This window comes from Glaciimonas sp. GNP009, assembly GCF_054343755.1.
On the sequence record NZ_JBTGUV010000004.1, the window covers coordinates 3,557,119 to 3,577,320 of the forward strand.

The 20,202-nt window shown below is 50.9% G+C and carries 16 protein-coding genes; 11 read left to right on the forward strand and 5 right to left on the reverse strand.

Features of this window, described 5'->3' with window-relative positions; genetic code table 11:
• Nucleotides 1–54 precede the first annotated feature (54 nt).
• The 6 genes from ACXX82_RS16480 to ACXX82_RS16505 all read left to right on the forward strand — a co-directional run bounded on the left by ACXX82_RS16480 (nucleotide 55) and on the right by ACXX82_RS16505 (nucleotide 4,667).
• Nucleotides 55–1,623 (forward strand): GMC family oxidoreductase, encoded by a 1,569-nt coding sequence (locus ACXX82_RS16480; RefSeq protein WP_323507590.1) that lies wholly within the window; start codon nucleotides 55–57, stop codon nucleotides 1,621–1,623.
• Nucleotides 1,623–2,009, forward strand: a complete 387-nt coding sequence (locus ACXX82_RS16485) for a c-type cytochrome (protein WP_322236658.1) — start codon at nucleotides 1,623–1,625, stop codon at nucleotides 2,007–2,009. Before ACXX82_RS16480 ends, ACXX82_RS16485 begins: the two co-directional genes overlap by 1 nt.
• A gap of 74 nt (nucleotides 2,010–2,083) precedes the next feature.
• Nucleotides 2,084–2,473 carry a ribbon-helix-helix domain-containing protein gene (locus ACXX82_RS16490; protein ID WP_322236660.1) on the forward strand — a complete coding sequence of 130 codons (390 nt, stop codon included), beginning with the start codon at nucleotides 2,084–2,086 and terminating at the stop codon, nucleotides 2,471–2,473.
• A 256-nt stretch (nucleotides 2,474–2,729) separates the two neighbouring features.
• Nucleotides 2,730–3,995, forward strand: a complete 1,266-nt coding sequence (locus ACXX82_RS16495) for a PQQ-dependent sugar dehydrogenase (protein ID WP_416186867.1) — start codon at nucleotides 2,730–2,732, stop codon at nucleotides 3,993–3,995.
• A complete protein-coding gene (locus ACXX82_RS16500) occupies nucleotides 3,982–4,323 on the forward strand; it encodes a c-type cytochrome (RefSeq protein ID WP_322236662.1) in 342 nt (113 codons plus the stop codon). Before ACXX82_RS16495 ends, ACXX82_RS16500 begins: the two co-directional genes overlap by 14 nt.
• Nucleotides 4,324–4,403: 80 nt before the next feature.
• Nucleotides 4,404–4,667: a hypothetical protein gene (locus ACXX82_RS16505; protein WP_322236664.1), complete on the forward strand. Its 264-nt coding sequence runs from the start codon at nucleotides 4,404–4,406 to the stop codon at nucleotides 4,665–4,667.
• 143 nt (nucleotides 4,668–4,810) lie between these two features.
• On the opposite strand, the gene ACXX82_RS16510 is transcribed toward ACXX82_RS16505, so the two are convergent.
• The 4 genes from ACXX82_RS16510 to ACXX82_RS16525 all read right to left on the reverse strand — a co-directional run bounded on the left by ACXX82_RS16510 (nucleotide 4,811) and on the right by ACXX82_RS16525 (nucleotide 10,749).
• Complete coding sequence (locus tag ACXX82_RS16510) at nucleotides 4,811–6,172, reverse strand: 8-oxoguanine deaminase (protein ID WP_458564009.1); 1,362 nt, start codon at nucleotides 6,170–6,172, stop codon at nucleotides 4,811–4,813.
• 95 nt (nucleotides 6,173–6,267) lie between these two features.
• On the reverse strand, nucleotides 6,268–8,028 hold the full coding sequence (locus tag ACXX82_RS16515; protein ID WP_458563273.1) for an allantoate amidohydrolase: 1,761 nt from the start codon (nucleotides 8,026–8,028) through the stop codon (nucleotides 6,268–6,270).
• A gap of 165 nt (nucleotides 8,029–8,193) precedes the next feature.
• Nucleotides 8,194–9,609, reverse strand: coding sequence for a nucleobase:cation symporter-2 family protein (locus ACXX82_RS16520; protein WP_458563274.1), 1,416 nt, complete (start codon nucleotides 9,607–9,609; stop codon nucleotides 8,194–8,196).
• 201 nt (nucleotides 9,610–9,810) lie between these two features.
• Complete coding sequence (locus tag ACXX82_RS16525) at nucleotides 9,811–10,749, reverse strand: LysR substrate-binding domain-containing protein (RefSeq protein WP_458563275.1); 939 nt, start codon at nucleotides 10,747–10,749, stop codon at nucleotides 9,811–9,813.
• A gap of 654 nt (nucleotides 10,750–11,403) precedes the next feature.
• Here ACXX82_RS16525 and ACXX82_RS16530 point away from each other — a divergent pair.
• Nucleotides 11,404–12,651 carry a urate hydroxylase PuuD gene (locus tag ACXX82_RS16530; protein ID WP_458563276.1) on the forward strand — a complete coding sequence of 416 codons (1,248 nt, stop codon included), beginning with the start codon at nucleotides 11,404–11,406 and terminating at the stop codon, nucleotides 12,649–12,651.
• Nucleotides 12,652–12,883: 232 nt separating this feature from the next.
• Nucleotides 12,884–14,518 (forward strand): HAL/PAL/TAL family ammonia-lyase, encoded by a 1,635-nt coding sequence (locus ACXX82_RS16535; protein ID WP_458563277.1) that lies wholly within the window; start codon nucleotides 12,884–12,886, stop codon nucleotides 14,516–14,518.
• A 164-nt stretch (nucleotides 14,519–14,682) separates the two neighbouring features.
• Here ACXX82_RS16535 and puuE read toward each other — a convergent pair whose 3' ends face one another.
• A complete protein-coding gene (puuE, locus tag ACXX82_RS16540; protein WP_458563278.1) occupies nucleotides 14,683–15,630 on the reverse strand; it encodes an allantoinase PuuE in 948 nt (315 codons plus the stop codon).
• Nucleotides 15,631–15,880: 250 nt separating this feature from the next.
• Here puuE and uraH point away from each other — a divergent pair, with 250 nt between their 5' ends.
• From uraH to rluB, 3 genes are all read left to right on the forward strand, one after another.
• Nucleotides 15,881–16,234, forward strand: coding sequence for a hydroxyisourate hydrolase (gene uraH / locus ACXX82_RS16545; protein WP_322236678.1), 354 nt, complete (start codon nucleotides 15,881–15,883; stop codon nucleotides 16,232–16,234).
• 440 nt (nucleotides 16,235–16,674) lie between these two features.
• Nucleotides 16,675–17,679, forward strand: coding sequence for an SMC-Scp complex subunit ScpB (scpB, locus tag ACXX82_RS16550; RefSeq protein WP_458563279.1), 1,005 nt, complete (start codon nucleotides 16,675–16,677; stop codon nucleotides 17,677–17,679).
• A gap of 643 nt (nucleotides 17,680–18,322) precedes the next feature.
• A complete protein-coding gene (rluB, locus tag ACXX82_RS16555; RefSeq protein WP_458564010.1) occupies nucleotides 18,323–20,089 on the forward strand; it encodes a 23S rRNA pseudouridine(2605) synthase RluB in 1,767 nt (588 codons plus the stop codon).
• The last annotated feature ends 113 nt before the right edge of the window (nucleotides 20,090–20,202 follow it).

Genomic DNA, 20,202 nt, shown 5'->3' on the forward strand with positions numbered 1-20,202 from the left:
AGACTCGTTGCTGCACAAAAAATACACTCTTAGAAAAATAATGAGGAGACTGTCGTGGCTGCAAAATTTAATCTGAATGAAGAATTGGTAGTGATCGTTGGTTCTGGTGCCGGTGGCGGTACGCTTGGTAATGAACTGGCCCAAAAAGGCATCAACGTGGTGATATTGGAGGCCGGTAAACGGCATGAAATCAGCGACTTCGAAAATGATGAATGGCCGATGTTCAACAAAATTTCGTGGCTCGACAAGCGTACAACTTCCGGTACTTGGCGCGTTGCCAAGGATTTTCCGAACTTGCCGACATGGATCGTCAAGGCGGTCGGTGGGTCTACCGTACACTGGGCTGGGGCATCGTTGCGCTTTCAGGAGCATGAATTCAAAACGCGGACTGTGTATGGCGATATCAAGGGAGCGAATATACTTGACTGGCCAATTACCCTGAAGGATCTGACGCCGTATTATGAACGTGCCGAGTTCAAAATGGGTGTAACAGGTACGAATGGTATCCCGCGTCTGCCGGGTAATAATAACTATAAAGTATTGGCAGCCGGTGCCAAAAAAATGGGATATAAAGAATTCCATAGCGGTAATATGGCAATCAATTCCCAGCCACGGGACGGTCGTGGCTCATGCCAACAGATCGGATTTTGTTTTCAGGGTTGTAAGTCTGGCGCGAAATGGTCGACGCTATACACTGAAATTCCGAAGGGTGAACGTACCGGTCATCTTGAAGTGCGTTCTGATGCGCAGGTATTGAAGATTGAGCATAACGCTGCGGGCCTGGTAACCGGTGTCCTGTATAGCGATTCAAAGGGCAATCGCAGTTTTCAGAAAGCACGCGTTGTGTGTGTCGCTGGCAATTCAATCGAATCACCGCGTCTTCTGCTCAATTCGGCCTCTTCAATGTTCCCGAATGGTCTGGCGAATTCATCGCGTCAGGTCGGACAAAATTATATGCGCCACATGACTGGTTCTGTGTACGCCGTATTCGATAAGCCGGTGCATATGTTCCGCGGTACTACTATGGCGGGGATTGTGCGCGATGAGTCACGGCATGACACCAAACGCGGTTTTGTTGGGGGTTATGAAATGGAAACGTTGTCTCTTGGCGTGCCGTTCATGGCGGCATTTCTTGATCCCGGCGCTTGGGGACGTGACTTTTCTTCGGCCATGGAGTCATACGACAACATGGCGGGAATGTGGGTGATTGGTGAGGATTTGGCGCAAGAATCTAATGGCGTCACGCTCCATGCGACTGAAAAAGACCAATTTGGATTACCTATTCCAAACGTGCAATTCAGCGACCATGAAAATGATCTGGCGATGCGCAAACACGCCTTTCAGCAAGGTGCCGCGCTATACACGTCGATCGGTGCAAAACGCACCGTCTTGACGCCACCGTATCCGTCAACACATAACCTTGGTACTAACCGGATGAGCGCCAAAGCGAAAGATGGCGTCGTCAACAAATGGGGCCAGACGCATGATATAAAGAACCTGTTTGTTTCGGATGGTAGTCAATTCACGAGCGGTGCATCGGAAAATCCGACTCTGACGATCGTTGCATTGGCGATCCGTCAGGCAGATTTCATCGCGCAATCAATGTCGAGGAAGGAGCTGTAATGCAATGTCGCACACTAAGCCTGGTTTTATCTGCCACGACACTGGTGTGTCTCTTAAGCGGGCGCGGCGTTGCTGCCGAGACGCTGTCCGGAGAGCAACTATTCAAGTCGCAATGTGCAACCTGCCATTCCGCCGCGGAGGGTAGTCCAAATCGTCAAGGTCCCAACCTTTACGGCGTTGTGGGAAGGCCAGCCGGAGCAGCACCCGGTATGGCGTATTCTGCGGCGTTTAGAAAGGTGCTCGACGGCAAGCCATGGACTGAGACGCTTTTGAATAAATGGCTGGAAGATCCGCAAAACGTGGTGCCGGATACGCTCATGATGTACAAACAGGATGATCCAGAAAAGCGTCAGGCAATCATAAATTACCTAAAAACGTTACATTAGGAGGCGTGCTACCAACTAAACAACATTCCGGGTAGTATGGAATGGTAAGACTACAAAAAAGAAGGAGACGAAGCATGTGCGAAATCTATTTGAAGGCCGATCCTATTCAGTATGAACTACGGACCCGATCAATCCGTATCCATGGTGTTGTTACGAGCGTCCGACTAGAAAATCTTTGTTGGGATATTTTGGCGCGAATTGCACGCAAAGACGATATGACGACTAATCAATTGATTAGTCAGTTATATTCGGAAGTTATCCAGCAGCAAGGAAAAATCGGTAATTTTTGTGCTTTTCTGCGGGTTAGTTGTATGCGCTATCTGTCCAGTGTTGCGTTGCAGCAGGATAAGGAATCGCTGTTGTTGGGTAGGCGCGATGTGGTGGATGCGCCTCTAGAGGATCAACCGAAGGCGGGCCGCAAAGTGCGTCAACCGGACGCAGTCGTGCTGCAAATGATACGGTAAAGAGCGAACCCAGACAAAATCAGCAATCTTGCATTTGTGAGCTGTTTAGATGTAAAAAAAGTCTTTCGTTTATGGCGTTAATGCCTCCGTGAGCAGGACGGTCGCAGTCAGTCGTTTTGCATGATAGAAAAATGTAAAGTGGTCTCACCACACAATATTTACCAGATGTAAAAAGAGAGTAATCAGGTACGGCCAGCGTTGTTGCAACAAATAATCAAAAACAAAAAATACATATAAACAGGGAGATTGAGAAATGATGCAATTGAAAAATCTGACAGTGTTAACCTTAATGACGCTCGTAATTGCTTATCCGCTAGCCGCATCCGCAGCCACTGAAGATGCTGTAACAAGGCTTGAAAATGCGCAGACTACGGGTGCCTCACTGAAACTGGAGTCCGTGGCGCAAACTGGTACTAAAGCCGATGCGATCAGATCCAACCTGAAAAGTGTCAAACTGCCGCCCGGCTTTAAGATTGAGCTGTACGCGATTGTTCCGGACGCACGCCACATGGCAGTAGGTCCATCGACCGGGATTGTGTTTGTCGGTACGCGCAAGACGCGCATATGGGCTGTCACTGATCGCACCAAAACCCGTGTTGCTGATGAGGTCACAGTCTTCGCTCCATCCGTCAATCAAAAAGTGCCTAACGGCGTCTGTTTCTCCCCGGACGGTGTGTTGTATGTCGTCGAGCAAAACCGCGTGATGAGTTATCCTGCGGCCGAATTTTTCTATGAAGGCCCAGACGTCGCTGCAGGCCAGGTTGTCCCGCAAGGCCAGCTGATTCCGGTTGATGAAGAAAGCTACAATCACGGTGCGCGTACTTGCCGCATTGGACCGGATAACAAGCTCTACATCACGCTGGGCAATCCTTTCAACGTTCCTGCCAAGGAAAAAATTGCGCTGTATAACAAGATCGGCATGATGGGCATCATCCGTATGGACCGCGATGGTAAAAATCGTGAAGTCTATGCGCATGGCGTACGCAATTCGGTCGGTATGGATTTCAATCCAAAAGACAAGACGCTTTGGTTTACCGATAATCAGGTTGATGGCATGGGTGATGATATCCCGCCGGGCGAACTCAATCGTGCCACCAAAATCGGACAAAACTTTGGTTTCCCTTGGTACGGCGGCGGCAACGTCCGTACGGTTGAATACAAAAACGACACCATACCTAAAGACGTGGTATTCCCACAGATTGAAATGGCCGCGCATGCTGCAGATCTTGGCATGAATTTTTATTCTGGCAAGATGTTCCCAGCAAAATATCAGGGTGGGATTTTTAGCGCGCAACATGGCTCATGGAACCGCACTACGCCGGTCGGTGCACGTGTGATGTTTACGTCGCTGAAGGCTGATGGTAATGCTGCTAAGACTGAAGTGTTTGCTGATGGTTGGTTGACGCCTAATCATGAATACCTGGGGCGTCCGGTCGATATCGCTACACTACCGGATGGTTCTTTGTTGGTCTCGGATGATTATGCCGGTGCCATCTATCGCGTTTCTTATGCCGCGCAATAAATTGTTTTTGCGTATGCGGTTAGGTATTGCCGCGCTGGCCGTTGGATTTGCCAGCGCGCCAGTGCTGGCAGCCGATGTTCACGCTGTCCCGGCGAAAGCAGGGCAATGTTTCGCATGTCATGGTAGCGACGGTATTTCTAAAGTGCCGGATGCGCCAAATCTTGCGGGCCAAAACGAGATGTATCTGGTCAAGGCTCTCAAGGATTATCGCTCCGGTGCGCGCATACATGAAGTGATGTCGCTGATGGCGAAGAACCTTTCGGATGCGGAAATTGATCAACTGGCAGCGTATTTTAGTGGTATCGAAATCGTTGTTAAGAAGCAGTGAAGGTTTCATTGAAACATTCTTATCGAACCAAGGCAGCGGCGCCCACATTAGGGCGCTGTTGCCTTTTTTTGTTTCTTGTTATGACTATCTGCGGCAGTGCGACGGGCACTGAAACCAAAGAGGTCGTTTGTCGGAGCGTGGGCGCGAGAGCGCAGGCGATTGCGGCGGCGCGGGATCAGGGGAAGTCGATGGAGGAGGTTATCGCATCGCAACGAAATGTGACAGGGCAGGCGGACGACAAGACGACCAAGGAAGCGGCAGAGCTATTGTTTCATCGTTTTAGACAGATGACACCGGAAGCAGCAGCGTTCGAGTTTTATATGGATTGCCTTGATAATGACTGAAATGTACTTCTTTATTTAGGCATCGAAAGGTATACCGCAACAGGCCAAATTGTTAGGTGAAATTAAGGTAAAGCATGCAGTAAGAAGTGAGTGCAACGATGGCGTTCGTTTTTCGAGCGCCATCTTCATTTATAAGATCTCATTTAGCGTGCAGCTTCGGCCAGACTCTGGGCCAGCTTGTTATGCCGCGCCAGCACATTCCTCAAATTTACCGTCGTCAACTGACCGTTACGCACGACAACGCGACCATTGATGACGCTGTAAGCAACATTTGAAGGCGTGCAGAATACCAGTGCAGCAACCGGGTCGTGCCACGCGCCAGCGTAGCCAACCTGGTTCAGATCAAACATAACGAGGTCGGCTGACATGCCCGGTTTCAGCGCGCCGATGTCGTCGCGATTCAATACTTTGGCACCGCCAATGGTGGCAATTTCCAATGCCTGTCGCGCAGTCATGGCGTCTGGGCCAAAACCTACCCGTTGTAATAGCATGGCTTGTCGAGTCTCACCCAGCATGTGAGCACCGTCATTAGACGCAGAGCCATCGACGCCAAGCCCAACTGAAACACCGGCATCAATCATTTTGCGAACAGGCGCGATACCAGATGCAAGGCGCATGTTTGAACAGGGACAGTGCGCAATGCCAGTGCCGGTGCGCGCAAACATATAAATACCGTCGTCGTCGAGCTGCACGCAGTGGGCGTGCCAGACATCGTGCCCGACCCAGCCGCAATCTTCTGCATATTGTGCTGGCGTCATATTAAATTTTTCACGACTATAAGCGATATCGTTGACATTTTCTGCCAGATGGGTGTGCAATGAGACACCATAATGACGGGCCAAAATCGCCGACTCGCGCATCAGGTCGCGTGATACTGAAAAGGGTGAGCAGGGCGCTACCACGATACGCTGCATCGCATGGCGCTCATGATCGTGATACGTCTCGATCAGGCGCTGCGTATCCTTCAGGATGGCTTGTTCGTCTTCTACCACGCAGTCGGGTGGCAGTCCACCTTTGGATTGACCGACGCTCATCGAACCCCGCGCTGCATGAAAACGCATACCGATTTGACCGGCGGCTTCGATGCTGTCATCCAACCGGCATCCATTGGGATAAATATACAAATGATCGCTGCTGGTGGTGCAGCCGGACAGGATCAATTCTGCCATCGCCGTCAGGGTTGAAACCTGTATCATTTCCGGCGTCAGATTGGCCCATATTGGATAGAGATTGGTGAGCCAGTTAAACAGTTCGCCATTCTGCGCCGCTGGAATCACCCTCGTCAGACTTTGATACATGTGGTGATGCGTATTCACCAGACCGGGGATGACGACGTGATCGGTCGCATCGATGACGTCATCGGCAGTTTGTGGCAGATCGACGCTATTGCCGACTTGCTCGATAACATTGTCACGAATGAAAACGGCACCGTCGCTGATTTCGCGACGCTGGTCATCCATGGTAACTAGTACGCGGGCATTTTTTATTAGTAAGGTGTTGGTCATCGTGTTTATATCAAAAAGTTTTTCATCAGTACCACGGGAGTAGGTGCGGCTTTCCGGACGCATCAAAGCAGTCCTAACGAATCACCAGCTCTGGTTCAGTACTTTGGTGTAAAGTTGCGCAGGAAATCCAGTAAGATTTGCGCGGATACTTCAGCATCGTCGGCGGTCATTGTCTCCAATGGATTGTGGCTGATACCACCATTACCGCAACGCGTAAATAACATTGCGACATCGGTTACCTTGGCAACCGCCATCGCATCGTGACCAGCACCGGACGCAAGTTTAAATGGACGGACGCCAGCGCGTTCAGTGGCCGCGGTCAGTTGCTCCATCAACCACGGCGCGCATGGTACAGCTGGCGCGGAGACCATCTTTTCGACGGTGCTTTCGATGGTACGACGTTGGCAGACGGTGTCAATAAATTGCAATACATCATTCACCGCCGCATCGCGGATTGTGTCATCGGCAGCGCGGATATCTAACGAGAATACGCAGGCACCGGGAATCACGTTGGTAGAGCCGTTTGGTACTTGTAGTTGGCCGACAGTGCCGACTAGTGACGCTTGTTGATCTTGTGCACAGCGTTGCTCGACATACAGCAATATCTCAGCGGCAGCGGTGGCAGCATCTTTACGCATAGTCATCGGTGTGGTGCCGGAGTGACTGGCCACGCCTTTTAGCTGCACCATATAGCGGCAACTGCCCGCAATGGACGTCACAATGCCAACTGGCAGATCGCGCTGCAGCAACACCGGTCCTTGTTCGATATGGACTTCGACATAGCCTAGCAAGTCATTCGGATTGCGTGCCAGCGATGGAATGGTCTTAGCGTCATGGCCAGCGCTTTTTAAGGCGTCACGCATGCTGATGCCATCACGGTCAATATTATCCAATAAGTCTAGGTCGAACTGACCGATGACTGCGTTACTGCCAAGGAAAGTGCTTTTGAAACGCACGCCTTCTTCTTCTGAAAAACCGATCACTTCCAAATGGAACGGTAACTTCTCGCCGCGTTCATGCAAAAGTTTACTAATGGCGATTGGTAGCAGGATACCTTCACGGCCATCGTATTTGCCACCATTGCGGACGGTGTCGTAATGGGAGCCGGTAATGAGTGTCTTAGCATGCGGATTATCTGATAAATAACGGCCAACCACATTACCGACTGCATCGATATCGGCGACCATGCCAGCCTCGCGCATCCATGCGGCGAGTTGCGCGGCGGTGCGGCGATGGGCATCGGTCATGTAAGCGCAAGTAAGGCCGGTATCGTCGTCGCTCCACGCGCCGATGATTTGCGCCCAACGCATGATCGTTTCGCCGAGTTGTGGGGTGTAGTCGAGCAACGCGTTGATGCGCATTTCGGCGATACGACCGATCTGACGCAGGGCCTCTGCTTTTTCGTCAGCAATTTGATTTTTGAGACGCCGGCTAAAAGCAGCGATGATTGCTTCGCGTGATAAACCCTGACCGTCTGCACCTTTCACTGCGAGGATGAACGGGAAAGTAAATCTAGCGTTGTAAGCCGCATTCAAATTTTGCAGCGTGGTAAATTCTTCCGGACTGCAATTGTTCAGTCCCGCTTTGGCTTGTTCGCCGGTGGACTCGGCCGTTAGTTGCCCCGAGATGGCGGCTTTCCCCGCCAACTCGGGATGGGCGCGGATTAAGCCGAGTTGCTCGTCGCTGGTCGCATCTCGTACGGTCGCTTCAAGCGCTAATTTGAGTGCAGTAATATTTAAAAAAGGACGATTGAGGGCCGCGCGTTCAGGTATCCAGGACGAGTGCTCGTAGATGCCTTGTAGTGCCGAGACGAAGGTAGTGGCTTCGCAGCCGTTGAGTTGTTCCAAAGTGGTCATTTGCTGTATCAGCGGGTCCCACCCGCGTACTCCTTAAAGATGATTTCAGTAACGGGTGGGACCCGCCTGGGCTTCAATGCCCTTTACATGCCTATATTCAATGGCAACTCATTAGCAACTCAGTGGCAACTCATTGCAGCCCAATGCCGCCGAAGTACAACGGCATTAATGATCAGAACTTTGCGCCGCGGCAACGGCATATTCGCGTGCGTGATGGGCATCGCCTTTGCCATTAAAGAACAAATTGAGTAATACCGCCATCGCTGACGCCAAGAGAATGCCGCTATGTAAAATAGTTGATAGGAACGCGGGCATTTTGTCGAAAAAACTCGGAGCTACAATGGGAATCATCCCGGCGCCGATACTGACTGCGACGATGAAAAGATTATTCCGATTACCAACAAAATCAACTTTGGCGAGTATTTTGATACCGGTTGCAGCCACCATACCAAACATCACCAAACCAGCGCCTCCCAATACGAATTGCGGAATCGAAGCGGCAACATTTGCCATTTTTGGAAATAAACCAAATGCCATCAAAATCACGCCAGCGGTGGCGCAGACATACCGGCTCCGTACACCCGTGACGCCGACCAAGCCGATATTTTGCGAGAAAGAGGTGTAAGGAAAAGTATTAAAGACACCGCCTATGATGGATCCAAGGCCGTCGACCCGCAGACCTCTTGCAAGCGTTTTGTCATCGATTTTCTTACCGACGATTTCACCTAAGGCAATAAACATTCCGGTCGATTCAATCATGGTCACGATCATGACCAGACACAGACTGATAATCGAGCCAAGGTCAAACTTGGGCCAGCCGTAGTGAAATGGTCGAATGAGCGCAAACCAATCAGCGTCGCCGAGACCGTAGAAGCTAATTTTACCCATTGCTAAAGCGATGATGAAGCCAATGATCATGCCGACCAACACTGAGATATTGGCAATAAATCCTTTAACGTATTTGGTAATCAGCAGAATCGATATTAAGACGATCAATGCTATGCCAAGGCTGGTTGGCGAGCCGTAATCCGGATTCGGTATCTTGATGAATACGCCGTCGACCAGTTTCCCGATGACAGGTTGGCCGCCAGCAGCCCAGTTGATGCCGATACCCATCAACGAAATACCGATCACGGTAATCACGGTTCCGGTGACTACTGGTGGGAAGAATCGCATCAGGCGGCTCATATAAGGTGCGGCCAACATGCAGAAAATACCGGCAACAATCACGGCCCCGTAAATATGTACGATGCTGAGTTCTGGATTACCAGCCATCGCAACCATAGGCCCGACTGCCGCAAAGGTGACGCCCATCATCACGGGCATTTTGATACCGAAGTTCCAGAAGCCAAGGCTTTGGATAAGTGTCACCAATCCGCAACAGAAGAGATCGGCACTAATCAGAAAGGCGATATCACTTTTAGCCAGATGGAGCGCGCCTCCAACGATCAATGGAACGGCGATTGCGCCCGCGTACATGACCAGGACGTGCTGCATGCCCAGTGCGGCGAGTTTGCCTATCGGTAGTTTTTCATCGACGGGATCGGTTGTTGTGGCTGTTGTGGCGGTGGCGGTGTTCATTGTGCGTCTCCAGAGTCTGGGATTTTTAGATATTATTTTGTCTTGCACAATTCATGCCAGCGAGGTTAAGAAAGGGTTTTTGACCGTTCTCTTAACGCCGCGTGCGGTATGTCGTGTGTGATGTCCGATACTATAGAAAACCATCGATAGGTATATATGCATCAATTGATAGTTGATTTCAGCCTATGCATATAACGGATGTTATTTAACAATCATAGATTTGACAACCTGGCTGACCTGTTCGCGCAACCATTTATGCTCCGTTGCCTGATGTACGCGTTCATGCCACAGCTGATAAAACCGCATTGGTGGGAATTTGATCGGCAGCGTAAAACTTTTTAGCGCGAGTGTTTTTTCATAAAACTGCGCAAACTGTCGTCCGGTAGTGAGTACCAGATCGGTTTGCGCTGCCATATAGGGAAGCATACCAAAATAGGCTGATTCCACCACCACGTTACGGCGCATATTTTGGCGATCAAGGAAGGAGTCAATAATCCCGTGATAGCCGGGAAGAACTTGCCATGGAGCAAGGTGTGGCAAGCTCAAATAATCTTCCACCGTCATGGCATCCGGTGCCGTGCGCTTGGCATACGCACTATCGGCACGCATCAGACAGACGATTGGGTCATCAAACAATTTCGATAAATGCAAATGCTGCGGTGGTTCGTCCCAATTCGCAATGACGAGATCGAGGTCACCATCGGAAAGTTGGCGTACGTAATCCGTTTCAGGTCCCAGCGCATGAATTACGATGCGACTTTTAGGTGATTCGCGTCGCATTCTTGCCACGATTTCTAAAAAAAATGGTGTGTTCATATAATCTGGCGCTGCAATATGAAAAGTGCGGGCTTCGGCTTGCGGCACAAAGGCCGTCTTATGGACGAACAGACGTTCGGTCTCATCCAGTATCCGTTTAGCTGGCTTCAACAGACTTTCGCCATGCTGGGTCGGCACCATACCGCGTGCGCCACGCACCAAAAGAGGATCGCCGGTCAATTCGCGCAATTTACGTAATGATGCCGATATTGAGGGTTGTGGCTGATTTAACTTGAGTGCTACGCGGGATACGTTCTTTTCACAGAGTAAAAGATACAGTATGCGGATCAAATGGATATCAAGATGGTCTGGCAGCTTGGACATAATGGTTTGTCTCTTCGTGAATTGTGGCCCGTAAGTTAGCGTCGCCATCCGCACTTTGTCGGACCGACGGTGCTGGTCATCCTCGTTTGCTGTTAGCGCTCGCTGTTAACACTCTCGTAGTATTGAGTCAGAGGAAGCGACGCTTCGTTGCGGGCAATGATTTTATAAGTCTCTTAATGTCTCTTATTGTGTATAAATCTAAGGATAAATAACTTTTATTCGATTTTTATATATGAATAGTCATATGTCAAATATACTTCAATTTCAATATTTTTAAAGCCAAACACGTTTATCTTTCTTAAATGCGAGTTGTTTTAAATTTCAGTGTTGCAAGCTTGCAGCACTGAGGGTCAAAACTGCGTAGGGCAAAAGAATGTGACTTCGTCAGCCTATAGTGCAAAATGCCATGCAAAATACAGTTGTAATAAGATAAAAAGCGTCGATGCATACTCGATGTAAGGCATGACGGTACGCATAAAGTGAATGCAAGTCGTAGGCAAAATCGTAGGCAAAAAACGTAGACAAAAAGAAGACGAAAGTCACAGCGGTCGTAGCGGAGCTTTAACTATTAAGTTCGCGACTTAGTTTTGAGGGGGTGGCCCTCTCTCGTCTGCAGTGCCCGCGGTGGCGGACGAGTGTAATCGTGAGGAAGACATGGATTCAATGTTAGTGTCGTATGGCGTGGAATGGCTCAATCTGCTGGTGCGCTGGCTTCACCTGATTGTCGGGATTGCCTGGATTGGTGCGTCCTTTTACTTTGTTTGGCTGGACAACTCAATCCGTCCGCCAAAGCCAGGTTCTGATCTGGCCAATAAAGGCGTCTCTGGCGAATTGTGGGCGGTCCATGGCGGCGGCTTCTATAATCCTCAAAAATATCTGGTCGCACCGGCAGAGTTGCCGGAAGAACTGCACTGGTTTAAATGGGAAGCCTACGCCACCTGGTTGAGCGGCTTTGCGATGCTTTTCATCGTTTATTATTTCAACGCCTCGGCGATGATGATCAACAAAGACGTTGCCGATTTAAGTTCATGGCAGGCAATTGGCGTTGGCCTCGGCACGCTGGTGATTGGCTGGACCGTGTATGATTTGTTGTGCCGCTCGCCAATTGGTAAGCGCGACGGGTTGCTCGGTCTTGTTATGTATCTGTTCATCGTCGCTGCGGCATATGTGTTGAGTCATTTATTAAGCGGTCGTGCTGCTTATATCCACATTGGTGCCATGATCGGTACGATGATGGTCGGTAACGTATTGATGGTCATTATTCCGGGCCAGCGTAAATTGGTGGAAGCCATGCGCCTCGGTAAATCACCGGATCCTATTTACGGGAAAAAAGCCAAACAACGTAGCGTTCACAATAACTATTTCACGTTGCCAGTGCTGTTCATCATGATCAGCAATCACTATGCAATGACCTACAGTCATTCGTATAACTGGTTGGTGTTGGCAGCAATTATTGCCGCTGGCGCGTTGATTCGTCACTTTTTTAACCTGCGTCATGCTGGTCGTGTTTCCTGGGGTTATCCAGCAGCAGGTGTGGCAATCCTCGTCGTGGTGGCGATCGCGATTGCACCACGTCCGATCCAGGCTCCCGTGGCGCAAGCCGTTACCGGTTCCACAACGGCAACCGCAGCGGTCGATGTACCAGTGGCAGATATGGCGCACGTGCAAGCGATCATTACTCAGCGTTGTGTTGAGTGTCATGCAGCACAGCCAACGCAGCCCGGTTTCGCTACGGCACCTGCCGGTGTCATGCTGCAAACGCCTGATTTGATTCGTCAACATGCTGACAAAATCTTTCAGCAAGCAGTACAGTTGAGAGCTATGCCACTTGGAAATATGACCAATATCACCGATGCCGAGCGTGCATTGATCGGTGCGTGGTATCAAGCTGGTGCGAAATAATTGATCGTTGGCTTGTCAGCGTTCATCTGTTGAGCGCTGACAAGCCACACGTAACGACAAATTAACTGCTCAGCAGCGCCTGAAAATCTCATGGCGCTTTTCACCAGATTACCTTCAACAGCGATGTAAATAAGAAGCATAGCGACTGTGACGTTGCTGGCTTCCTGCTGTCTGCTGCGCGCCGTTGTGGTTGATCTTTTGCCCAGATAAAACACATTTTAGAAAGCTTACTATGGCGAACACCACCACTCTCACCATCGACGGTTTCACCCTCACCGCGGCGCAAGTCGTCAGCGTGGCGCGTGCGCCGCATCTGCCTGTGACGCTGGCGCAGTCTTCCCGCACGGCATTAAAAGAAAGCCGCGATTTTATCGAGGCGACCTGGATGCACGATGATGCGCCCATGATGTATAGCTTCAACACCGGCGTCGGTTTGCTCAAAGACACCCGTATCAAGGTGGAACATATCGCCTTGTTTCAGACCCAGTTGATCAAGGCCCATTGCGCCGGGATCGGCGAACCGTTCTCGGAAGAAGTCAGCCGCGCCACGATGTTGCTACGCGCCAATGCTTTTGCGAGTAATTATTCGGCCCCGCGGGTTGAAGTGGTGGATCGTCTGCTGGCTTTTCTGAACGCCGGTATTCACCCGATCATGCCGCAAAAAGGATCGGTCGGCGCGTCCGGCGATCTGGCACCGCTATCGTATCTGGCGGCGGCCATTGCCGGTTTCGATGAAGCCGAAGTCATGTATCAGGGCCAGCGCATGCGCGCACCGCAAGCCATTACCGCAGCGGGTATCGCGCCGGTCAAATTTGATTTGCAAGCCAAGGATGCGTCGGCGCTCATTAATGGTTGCACCGCTTCGCTGGCTGTTGCCGTATTGGTGGCCCACGATGCCCGTCATCTCTTAACCGATGCCTGCCTGTCATTAGGCCTGACATTGGAAGCAATGCGGGCCGAAATGGCCGCCTTTGATCCACGTATTCAGCAGGCACGTCCCCATGCCGGTCAAATCAAAACGGCAGCGGTCGTGCGCAAATTACTCAAAGGTTCAACCCGCACCACGCATGAAGCCCGCGCCGTACAGTTTCCCGAAGAATCCCGCCGCACTGACATTCCGTACACGGCGCGGATTCAGGATGTCTACTCACTGCGTTGTGCACCGCAAGTGTACGGACCGGTGTTCGATGCGCTCGATTACATCGATAACATCGTCGACAAGGAAATCAATTCGGCCACCGATAATCCCTTGATATTCGGCAAAGAAGGTGGCGGCTTTGAAATCATTTCCGGCGGCAATTTCCATGGCCAATATCTGGCGCAGGCGATGGATTTGATGGCGATGGTGATGACGGATTTGGGTAGTATTTGCGAACGTCGCGTCGCCCGCCTGATCGATCCGACCTTGTCATGGGGCTTGCCGCGCAATCTGATGAGCGGCGTGCGTGGCGTTAATACCGGCTATCCGGTGGTGCAATGCTCGTTGAGTTCGTTGGTGATGGAAAACCGCACCTTGTGCATGCCCGGCAGCGTTGATAGTATTCCGGCCAAAGGCAACAGCGAAGACCACGTTTCCAATTCAACCTGGTGTGCCCGCAAGGCCGCCACAGTCGTGGCAAACACGCAATATATTATCGGCGTTGAAATGTTGTTAGCCGCACAAGCCCTGACGATGACCGAAACGTTGCTTCCAGACTTTGTATTGGGCCAAGGCACGCAAGCCGCCTACGAGGAAATCCGCCGCCAGATTCCGGCCTGCCTGGACGGTGACCGCTGGTTCCATGACGATATTCTGATGGCGCAGTCGTTTGTGGTCACCGGATCGGTACGTAATGCCGTGGTGGAGAAAATTGGGGCGTTTGTGTAGCTACCCAGCAAGAAAATCGTTACCGCATGGCGTTTTACAACGCTGTGCGATAACGATTTTTTACTTTGTTGCTATCTAAAAATTCTGCGATCAGAAGCGATGGCGGATATTTCTGACCACGAGCGAAAGGGCTCGGCTATTTAAATGCCCTGTAAAAGTGGCCTTCAGAAGGGGTGTGTAGCGCGCCAGTGATTGGCGATGTCAATGCGGCGTGTGATCCAGACCTTGTCGTGGGATTGCACATAATCTAAAAAACGTGCCAGCGCTGCAGCCCGAGCCGGGCGCCCAACCATGCGGCAATGTAAACCGATTGATAGCATTTTGGGCTGGTTTAATCCTTCAGGATCGCCTTCTCTATAGAGAACGTCGAACGCGTCCTTCAGATAGTCAAAAAATTGCGTTCCGGAATTAAAACCTTGAGCGGCAGCAAAACGCATGTCGTTGGTATCCAACGTATAAGGAATGATGAGCTGAGGTTTTGTCGTCGCTTCGCCAGCATGGCCGCCGATGGTAACTTGCTCCCAAAAGGGCAGATCATCGCCATAGTTGTCTGAGTCATAGCTAAAACCGCCATGTTCTATGACCAATCTACGGGTATTGGGTGAGTCGCGTCCGGTATACCATCCCAGCGGTGCTTCGCCGGTCAACTGTTTGATGATGGTGACTGCTTCGGCTATATGGGCACGTTCAGTGACTTCATCCATATTTTGATAGCTGATCCAGCGTAGGCCGTGACAGGCTATTTCATGGCCAAGTTCTTGAAAAGCCGCGGTTGCTTCCAGATTGCGCTGTAGCGCACGCGCGACACCAAAAATTGTCAGTGGTAACTTACGCTCCTCAAATAACCGTAGCAAACGCCATAATCCAGCGCGCGAACCGTATTCATAGAGAGACTCCATGCTCATATGGCGCGCCGGAAAGCTTTGTGCGCCAATGATTTCCGAGAGGAACGTTTCCGATCCTGCGTCGCCGTCCAGTACGCAATTTTCGCTGCCCTCTTCATAGTTGAGAACAAATTGCAAAGCGACGCGGGCTTGACCGGGCCATTGCGGGTGTGGGGGAGTGCGACCATAGCCGGTCAGATCACGAGGATAATTATTAGGCATACTCATAGCGTTTTTTTGTAAATATCTTTTATTAGGTGGCCTGTAATAACCTGGACGAATTTTTTTTACACTTCTATTGCACGCGCCCGTCAATTGTTGCACGGCGGTCCCATTGCTCGTTAGCGATGGAAGACAATATTTTGAATTATGTGGCCTGATGTCATGATTAATATATGCGGGATAGTATATTGACCTTCATCCTGCGGTATATCATTTAATCTGAATTTATATTTCGTCGTCGACCTAAGGAAAAATAATGGGGAAGTTGAGCACGCATGTTTTGGACATTACACAGGGAAAGCCCGGCGCAGGAGTCAGCATTGCGTTGTATTTCGTAAACGATAATGATAAAACACTGTTGAAAAATGTCGTCACGAATACCGATGGCCGCTGCGATGTGCCGTTGTTGCAGGGTGAAGAAATGCAAGTTGGACAATATGAGTTAATTTTTTCAGCAGGTGATTACTTTGCCGCCCAAGGAGTGACTGTGCCGACTCCACGCTTTGTTGATCGTGTCACGTTGGCATTCGGGATTGCGAATCCTGATGAGAATTATCACGTACCGTTGGTGGTGTCGCCGTGGTCCTACTCAACTTATCGTGGTAGTTGATTGAATTGACCATGTATGCCTGATATTTGGGCGTACATGGTATTGAATCAGGCCTTTCATCGATATCAATTCCGCTTTCTCTGCCTGCTATGTTAGCTCAGGCGGGTGGTCACCAATGCTAATAACCAATAACATCTGCAATTCAACAACCCTCTTACAAAAGCTTGTGTTAAACTCTGCGCAATATCTTTTGGAAAAATAGTCCCGCAGGTTTTAAAATTGCCGACTACCCGAAAGAAAAGAGTAGACTGATGCAAGGCAAGCGATGATCTCGCCTCACCATCAAGTTTCTAGTCCCGCCCAATTCTGTACCTCCTCTAACGGGCGCCGGACGGCAGTATCAACGAGTTTCGATTTGATCAGGACGCAGACGGCACATTGCCGTCTTTGAGCCTACATTCTGCACATTTATTAACAAATTTAACGAATACACGTCGTACATGGATATTGTTGAGGCCAAGAAAGTCCTCGAGACAGCGCTACTCTGTGCCCATGAGCCCTTGTCAATTAATGACTTGAAGAAGCTCTATGTGGTGCATGACGACGTTGACGGTGAAGTCGATGCAAACACGATCAAATTGATGCTGGAAGAACTGCGCACAGATTGGTCTGATAAAGGTATTGAAGTAGTTTCACTGTCAACCGGTTGGCGTTTTCAAAGCCGACCAGAGATGAAGATTTATCTGGAGCGTATGAATCCGGAGAAGCCACCCAAATACTCACGTGCTGCCCTTGAAACCCTAGCTATTATTGCCTATCGTCAGCCAGTGACGCGTGGCGATATTGAAGAGATTCGCGGAGTGACGGTAAATTCTCAGACTGTGAAAATGCTCGAAGAGCGTGGTTGGATTGAGCCAATCGGTTACCGTGATGTACCGGGCCGCCCCGGCTTATTTGCCACGACTAAACAGTTTTTGGATGATCTGGGGCTGACATCCCTGGATCAATTGCCGCCTTTGCAACAAGTCGCTAAAAATGATATGCAGGAAGGCACTTTGCTGGAACTGCAGGCATTAGAAGCGGATCTTGAAGCAAATCTGGCAGCAAACCGCGATGCACCGGTGCGTGCTGAAACCGTTGAATCAGTTATTAACAGCGCGCCTGGGAGCGTGGTCGAATCTGCGGAAGTTAAGGGCGACCAAGACAACTTTTCGCATGATCTAGTGAACGATATTGAGCAGAACAGCATCTCAATAGCACTGATTGATCCGATCGAGGCGTCTGGCAACCACATTGCGGCAGTCATAGAAATACAAGAAGCAACTCCTAAACATGCGGCAGAAGCGGGCGTTACGGAAGTTATCTCAGATGAACTCGCACATATACAGCCGGCTGAATTATCAGTTGCACCTAATGAAGTTTTTACCAACGACCCAACGCCTGAGTCAGCTGATGATGTCAAGCCCGGTCCGTACAACGACGATCTAAATAATGAATCCACCTAGTTCCAATGATGCGCCGATGAACGACGCTACCGCTACCACCCCCGAGTCGAAGCCGGCTAAAAAGCCGAGAGCGCGCAAAGTGGCGCCCATTGAGGCACCATCGACGGTGGAGGTAACCGCTAAATCAACAGCCGCGAAACCGGCCATCAAGAAAACTTCCGCTGCGAAAGCAGCGAGCCCGAAGGCAAAGGTTGTGGCCGCGGTTGCCGAGCCAGTCGCTGCCAAGCCAGTTGCCAGAAAAACTGCAGCGGCAAAGACGGTTGCTGCGGTTGCTGCGCCTATATCGCCAAAGCCAGTTGCTGCGAAAACCAAAGTTGCCAAGCCGATTGCCGTTAAAGCCGCCGTTAAAGCTGCCGTTGTAGCTGCCGTTGTAGCTGCTGTAGAGCCAGCAAAAGCGCCAACCAAGCCGGTTGTGGCAAAGAGCACTGTTGCCGAGGCAGTCGTTGTTAAACCAGTGATTGCTAAACCTCCCGCACAGCCTCCTGTGGCAAAAAACGTAGTTGAAGTTGCTCCTGAAGTGGCTCTAGTTAAGCGCGCACCTCGCAAGAAGCCGGCGCCAAAAGAACTCGTCATTGAAGTCGCTCCAGAAACCTTTACGGTCGCAAAACGACCGCGCAAGCCAACTCCACAGAAGCCGGCGTTCATCATTGAGGCAATAGCCTCAACGCCATCGATAAATAGTGTGACTGTAAGTGCGTCTGCGGCGTTTGTACCAGTTGCTTCACCACTGGATGTTAATCCTACTGACAAGCCACCCCGACGTGGTGTGCGTGGACCGCGTGCTCTGCGTAGTAATCGTGCCGCACGTGCACAAGAACTGGCTGCTCAAACGCCTGCGGTACCTTACTCAAAGCCGACACCAGCGCCTGAAGGCTCTGAGTTTTCAGAGGCTTCCGAGCCAAACGGAAATCGTGAACTGCCCGCGAACGCTACGAATTCGCCACGTGGTGAACGTAATTCAGACCGCAATCCGCGTGCCGGTGGTCGCAACGAAGGCCGCACGCCTGGTCGCGACGGCCGTAACGGTAATAGCCTCAATAGTACAAACTCACGTGATCGCCAGCAAGCTAAGAAGCCACACAATCAGCCGGGTCGTCCAGGTCAAAAAGGGCCGCAAGGCGCTCCGCGTGTCGCTGATGCGGATGAAGTGTTTTCGTTTGTTACATCGGAAGATTTCGATGATTTGGTGACCGAAGATGAGGCCGGTGAACGTGCTGGTCGCAATGCCCCTCAAAAAAATGTGCGTCGTGATCTCACTGCTGAAGACGATGCGCCGAAGCTTCACAAAGTTCTGGCTGACGTAGGTTTGGGTTCGCGTCGCGATATGGAAGAGTTGATTATCGCTGGCCGCGTTTCGGTCAACGGCGAACCTGCCCATATCGGGCAGCGTATCTTGCCAACTGATCAAGTACGTATTAATGGTAAGTTGTTACAACGTAAAGTTTCAAAACGTCCACCCCGGGTTTTGGTCTATCACAAGCCATCCGGTGAAATCGTCAGTCATAACGATCCAGACGGGCGCCCATCGGTATTTGATCGCTTGCCCAACATGAAGGCCGCCAAATGGCTGGCTGTTGGTCGACTCGATTTCAATACTGAAGGATTATTGCTATTCACGACTTCCGGCGATTTAGCCAATAAATTGATGCATCCACGCTACAACATTGACCGGGAGTACGCAGTACGTACGCTTGGTGAGTTAGAGCAAGGTATGCGCCAGAAATTACTGGCAGGCGTTCAGCTCGACGACGGTACAGCGCAGTTTTCGAAGATTGCTGATGGCGGCGGCGAAGGAATCAACAAATGGTATCGCGTGACGATCGGCGAAGGCCGTAACCGCGAAGTACGTCGGATGTTCGAAGCAATTGGTTTAACTGTTTCCCGCCTGATTCGTACCCGTTACGGCGCGATGACATTGCCGCGTGGTTTAAAACGCGGTCGATGGGAAGAGCTGGACGAAAATGCTGTGCGAGCGATGATGGCCGCTAACGGCTTGGAAAAAATAGCCGCACCGGGCGCTGGCAATAAGGGGCGCGACGACGCAAGAGAGCGTGATCGTGAGCCAAACGGGAACCGTGCCAGTAGCAGCTATCCGACTAATCCAGGCCAAGGCCCAGGATTTAACCGCGCCCCAAGTCAAGGTCAAGGTTACGGACAACCGCGCCAAAATCAGGGTCGTGGTCCAAATCAAGGTCAGGGCGGTCAGAGTGGACAAGGCTCTGGCCAAGGTGGACGTCCTCCGCAAGGTCAGCGTAGTCGCCAGCCGGATCCAATGCAAACGGCATTAGGTTTTCCAGACGCAGGACAGAGACGCAACAACAACTCACGTCCTGCCCGTCCTCCTGGTGGCAGAACGCCGGGTGCGGATTATCAAGGTGTACCCGGTTCGCCGCGTCGCCGTCCGCGGTAAGCACTTATCCCGCTAGCGTGCGATGAGCGCCTGGTGGGATGTTTTTCGTTAAGTGCAAGTGAGAAAGTCAGACCAAAATCCGAATCGTTGAAAGTTTCGATTTGACAACGGTT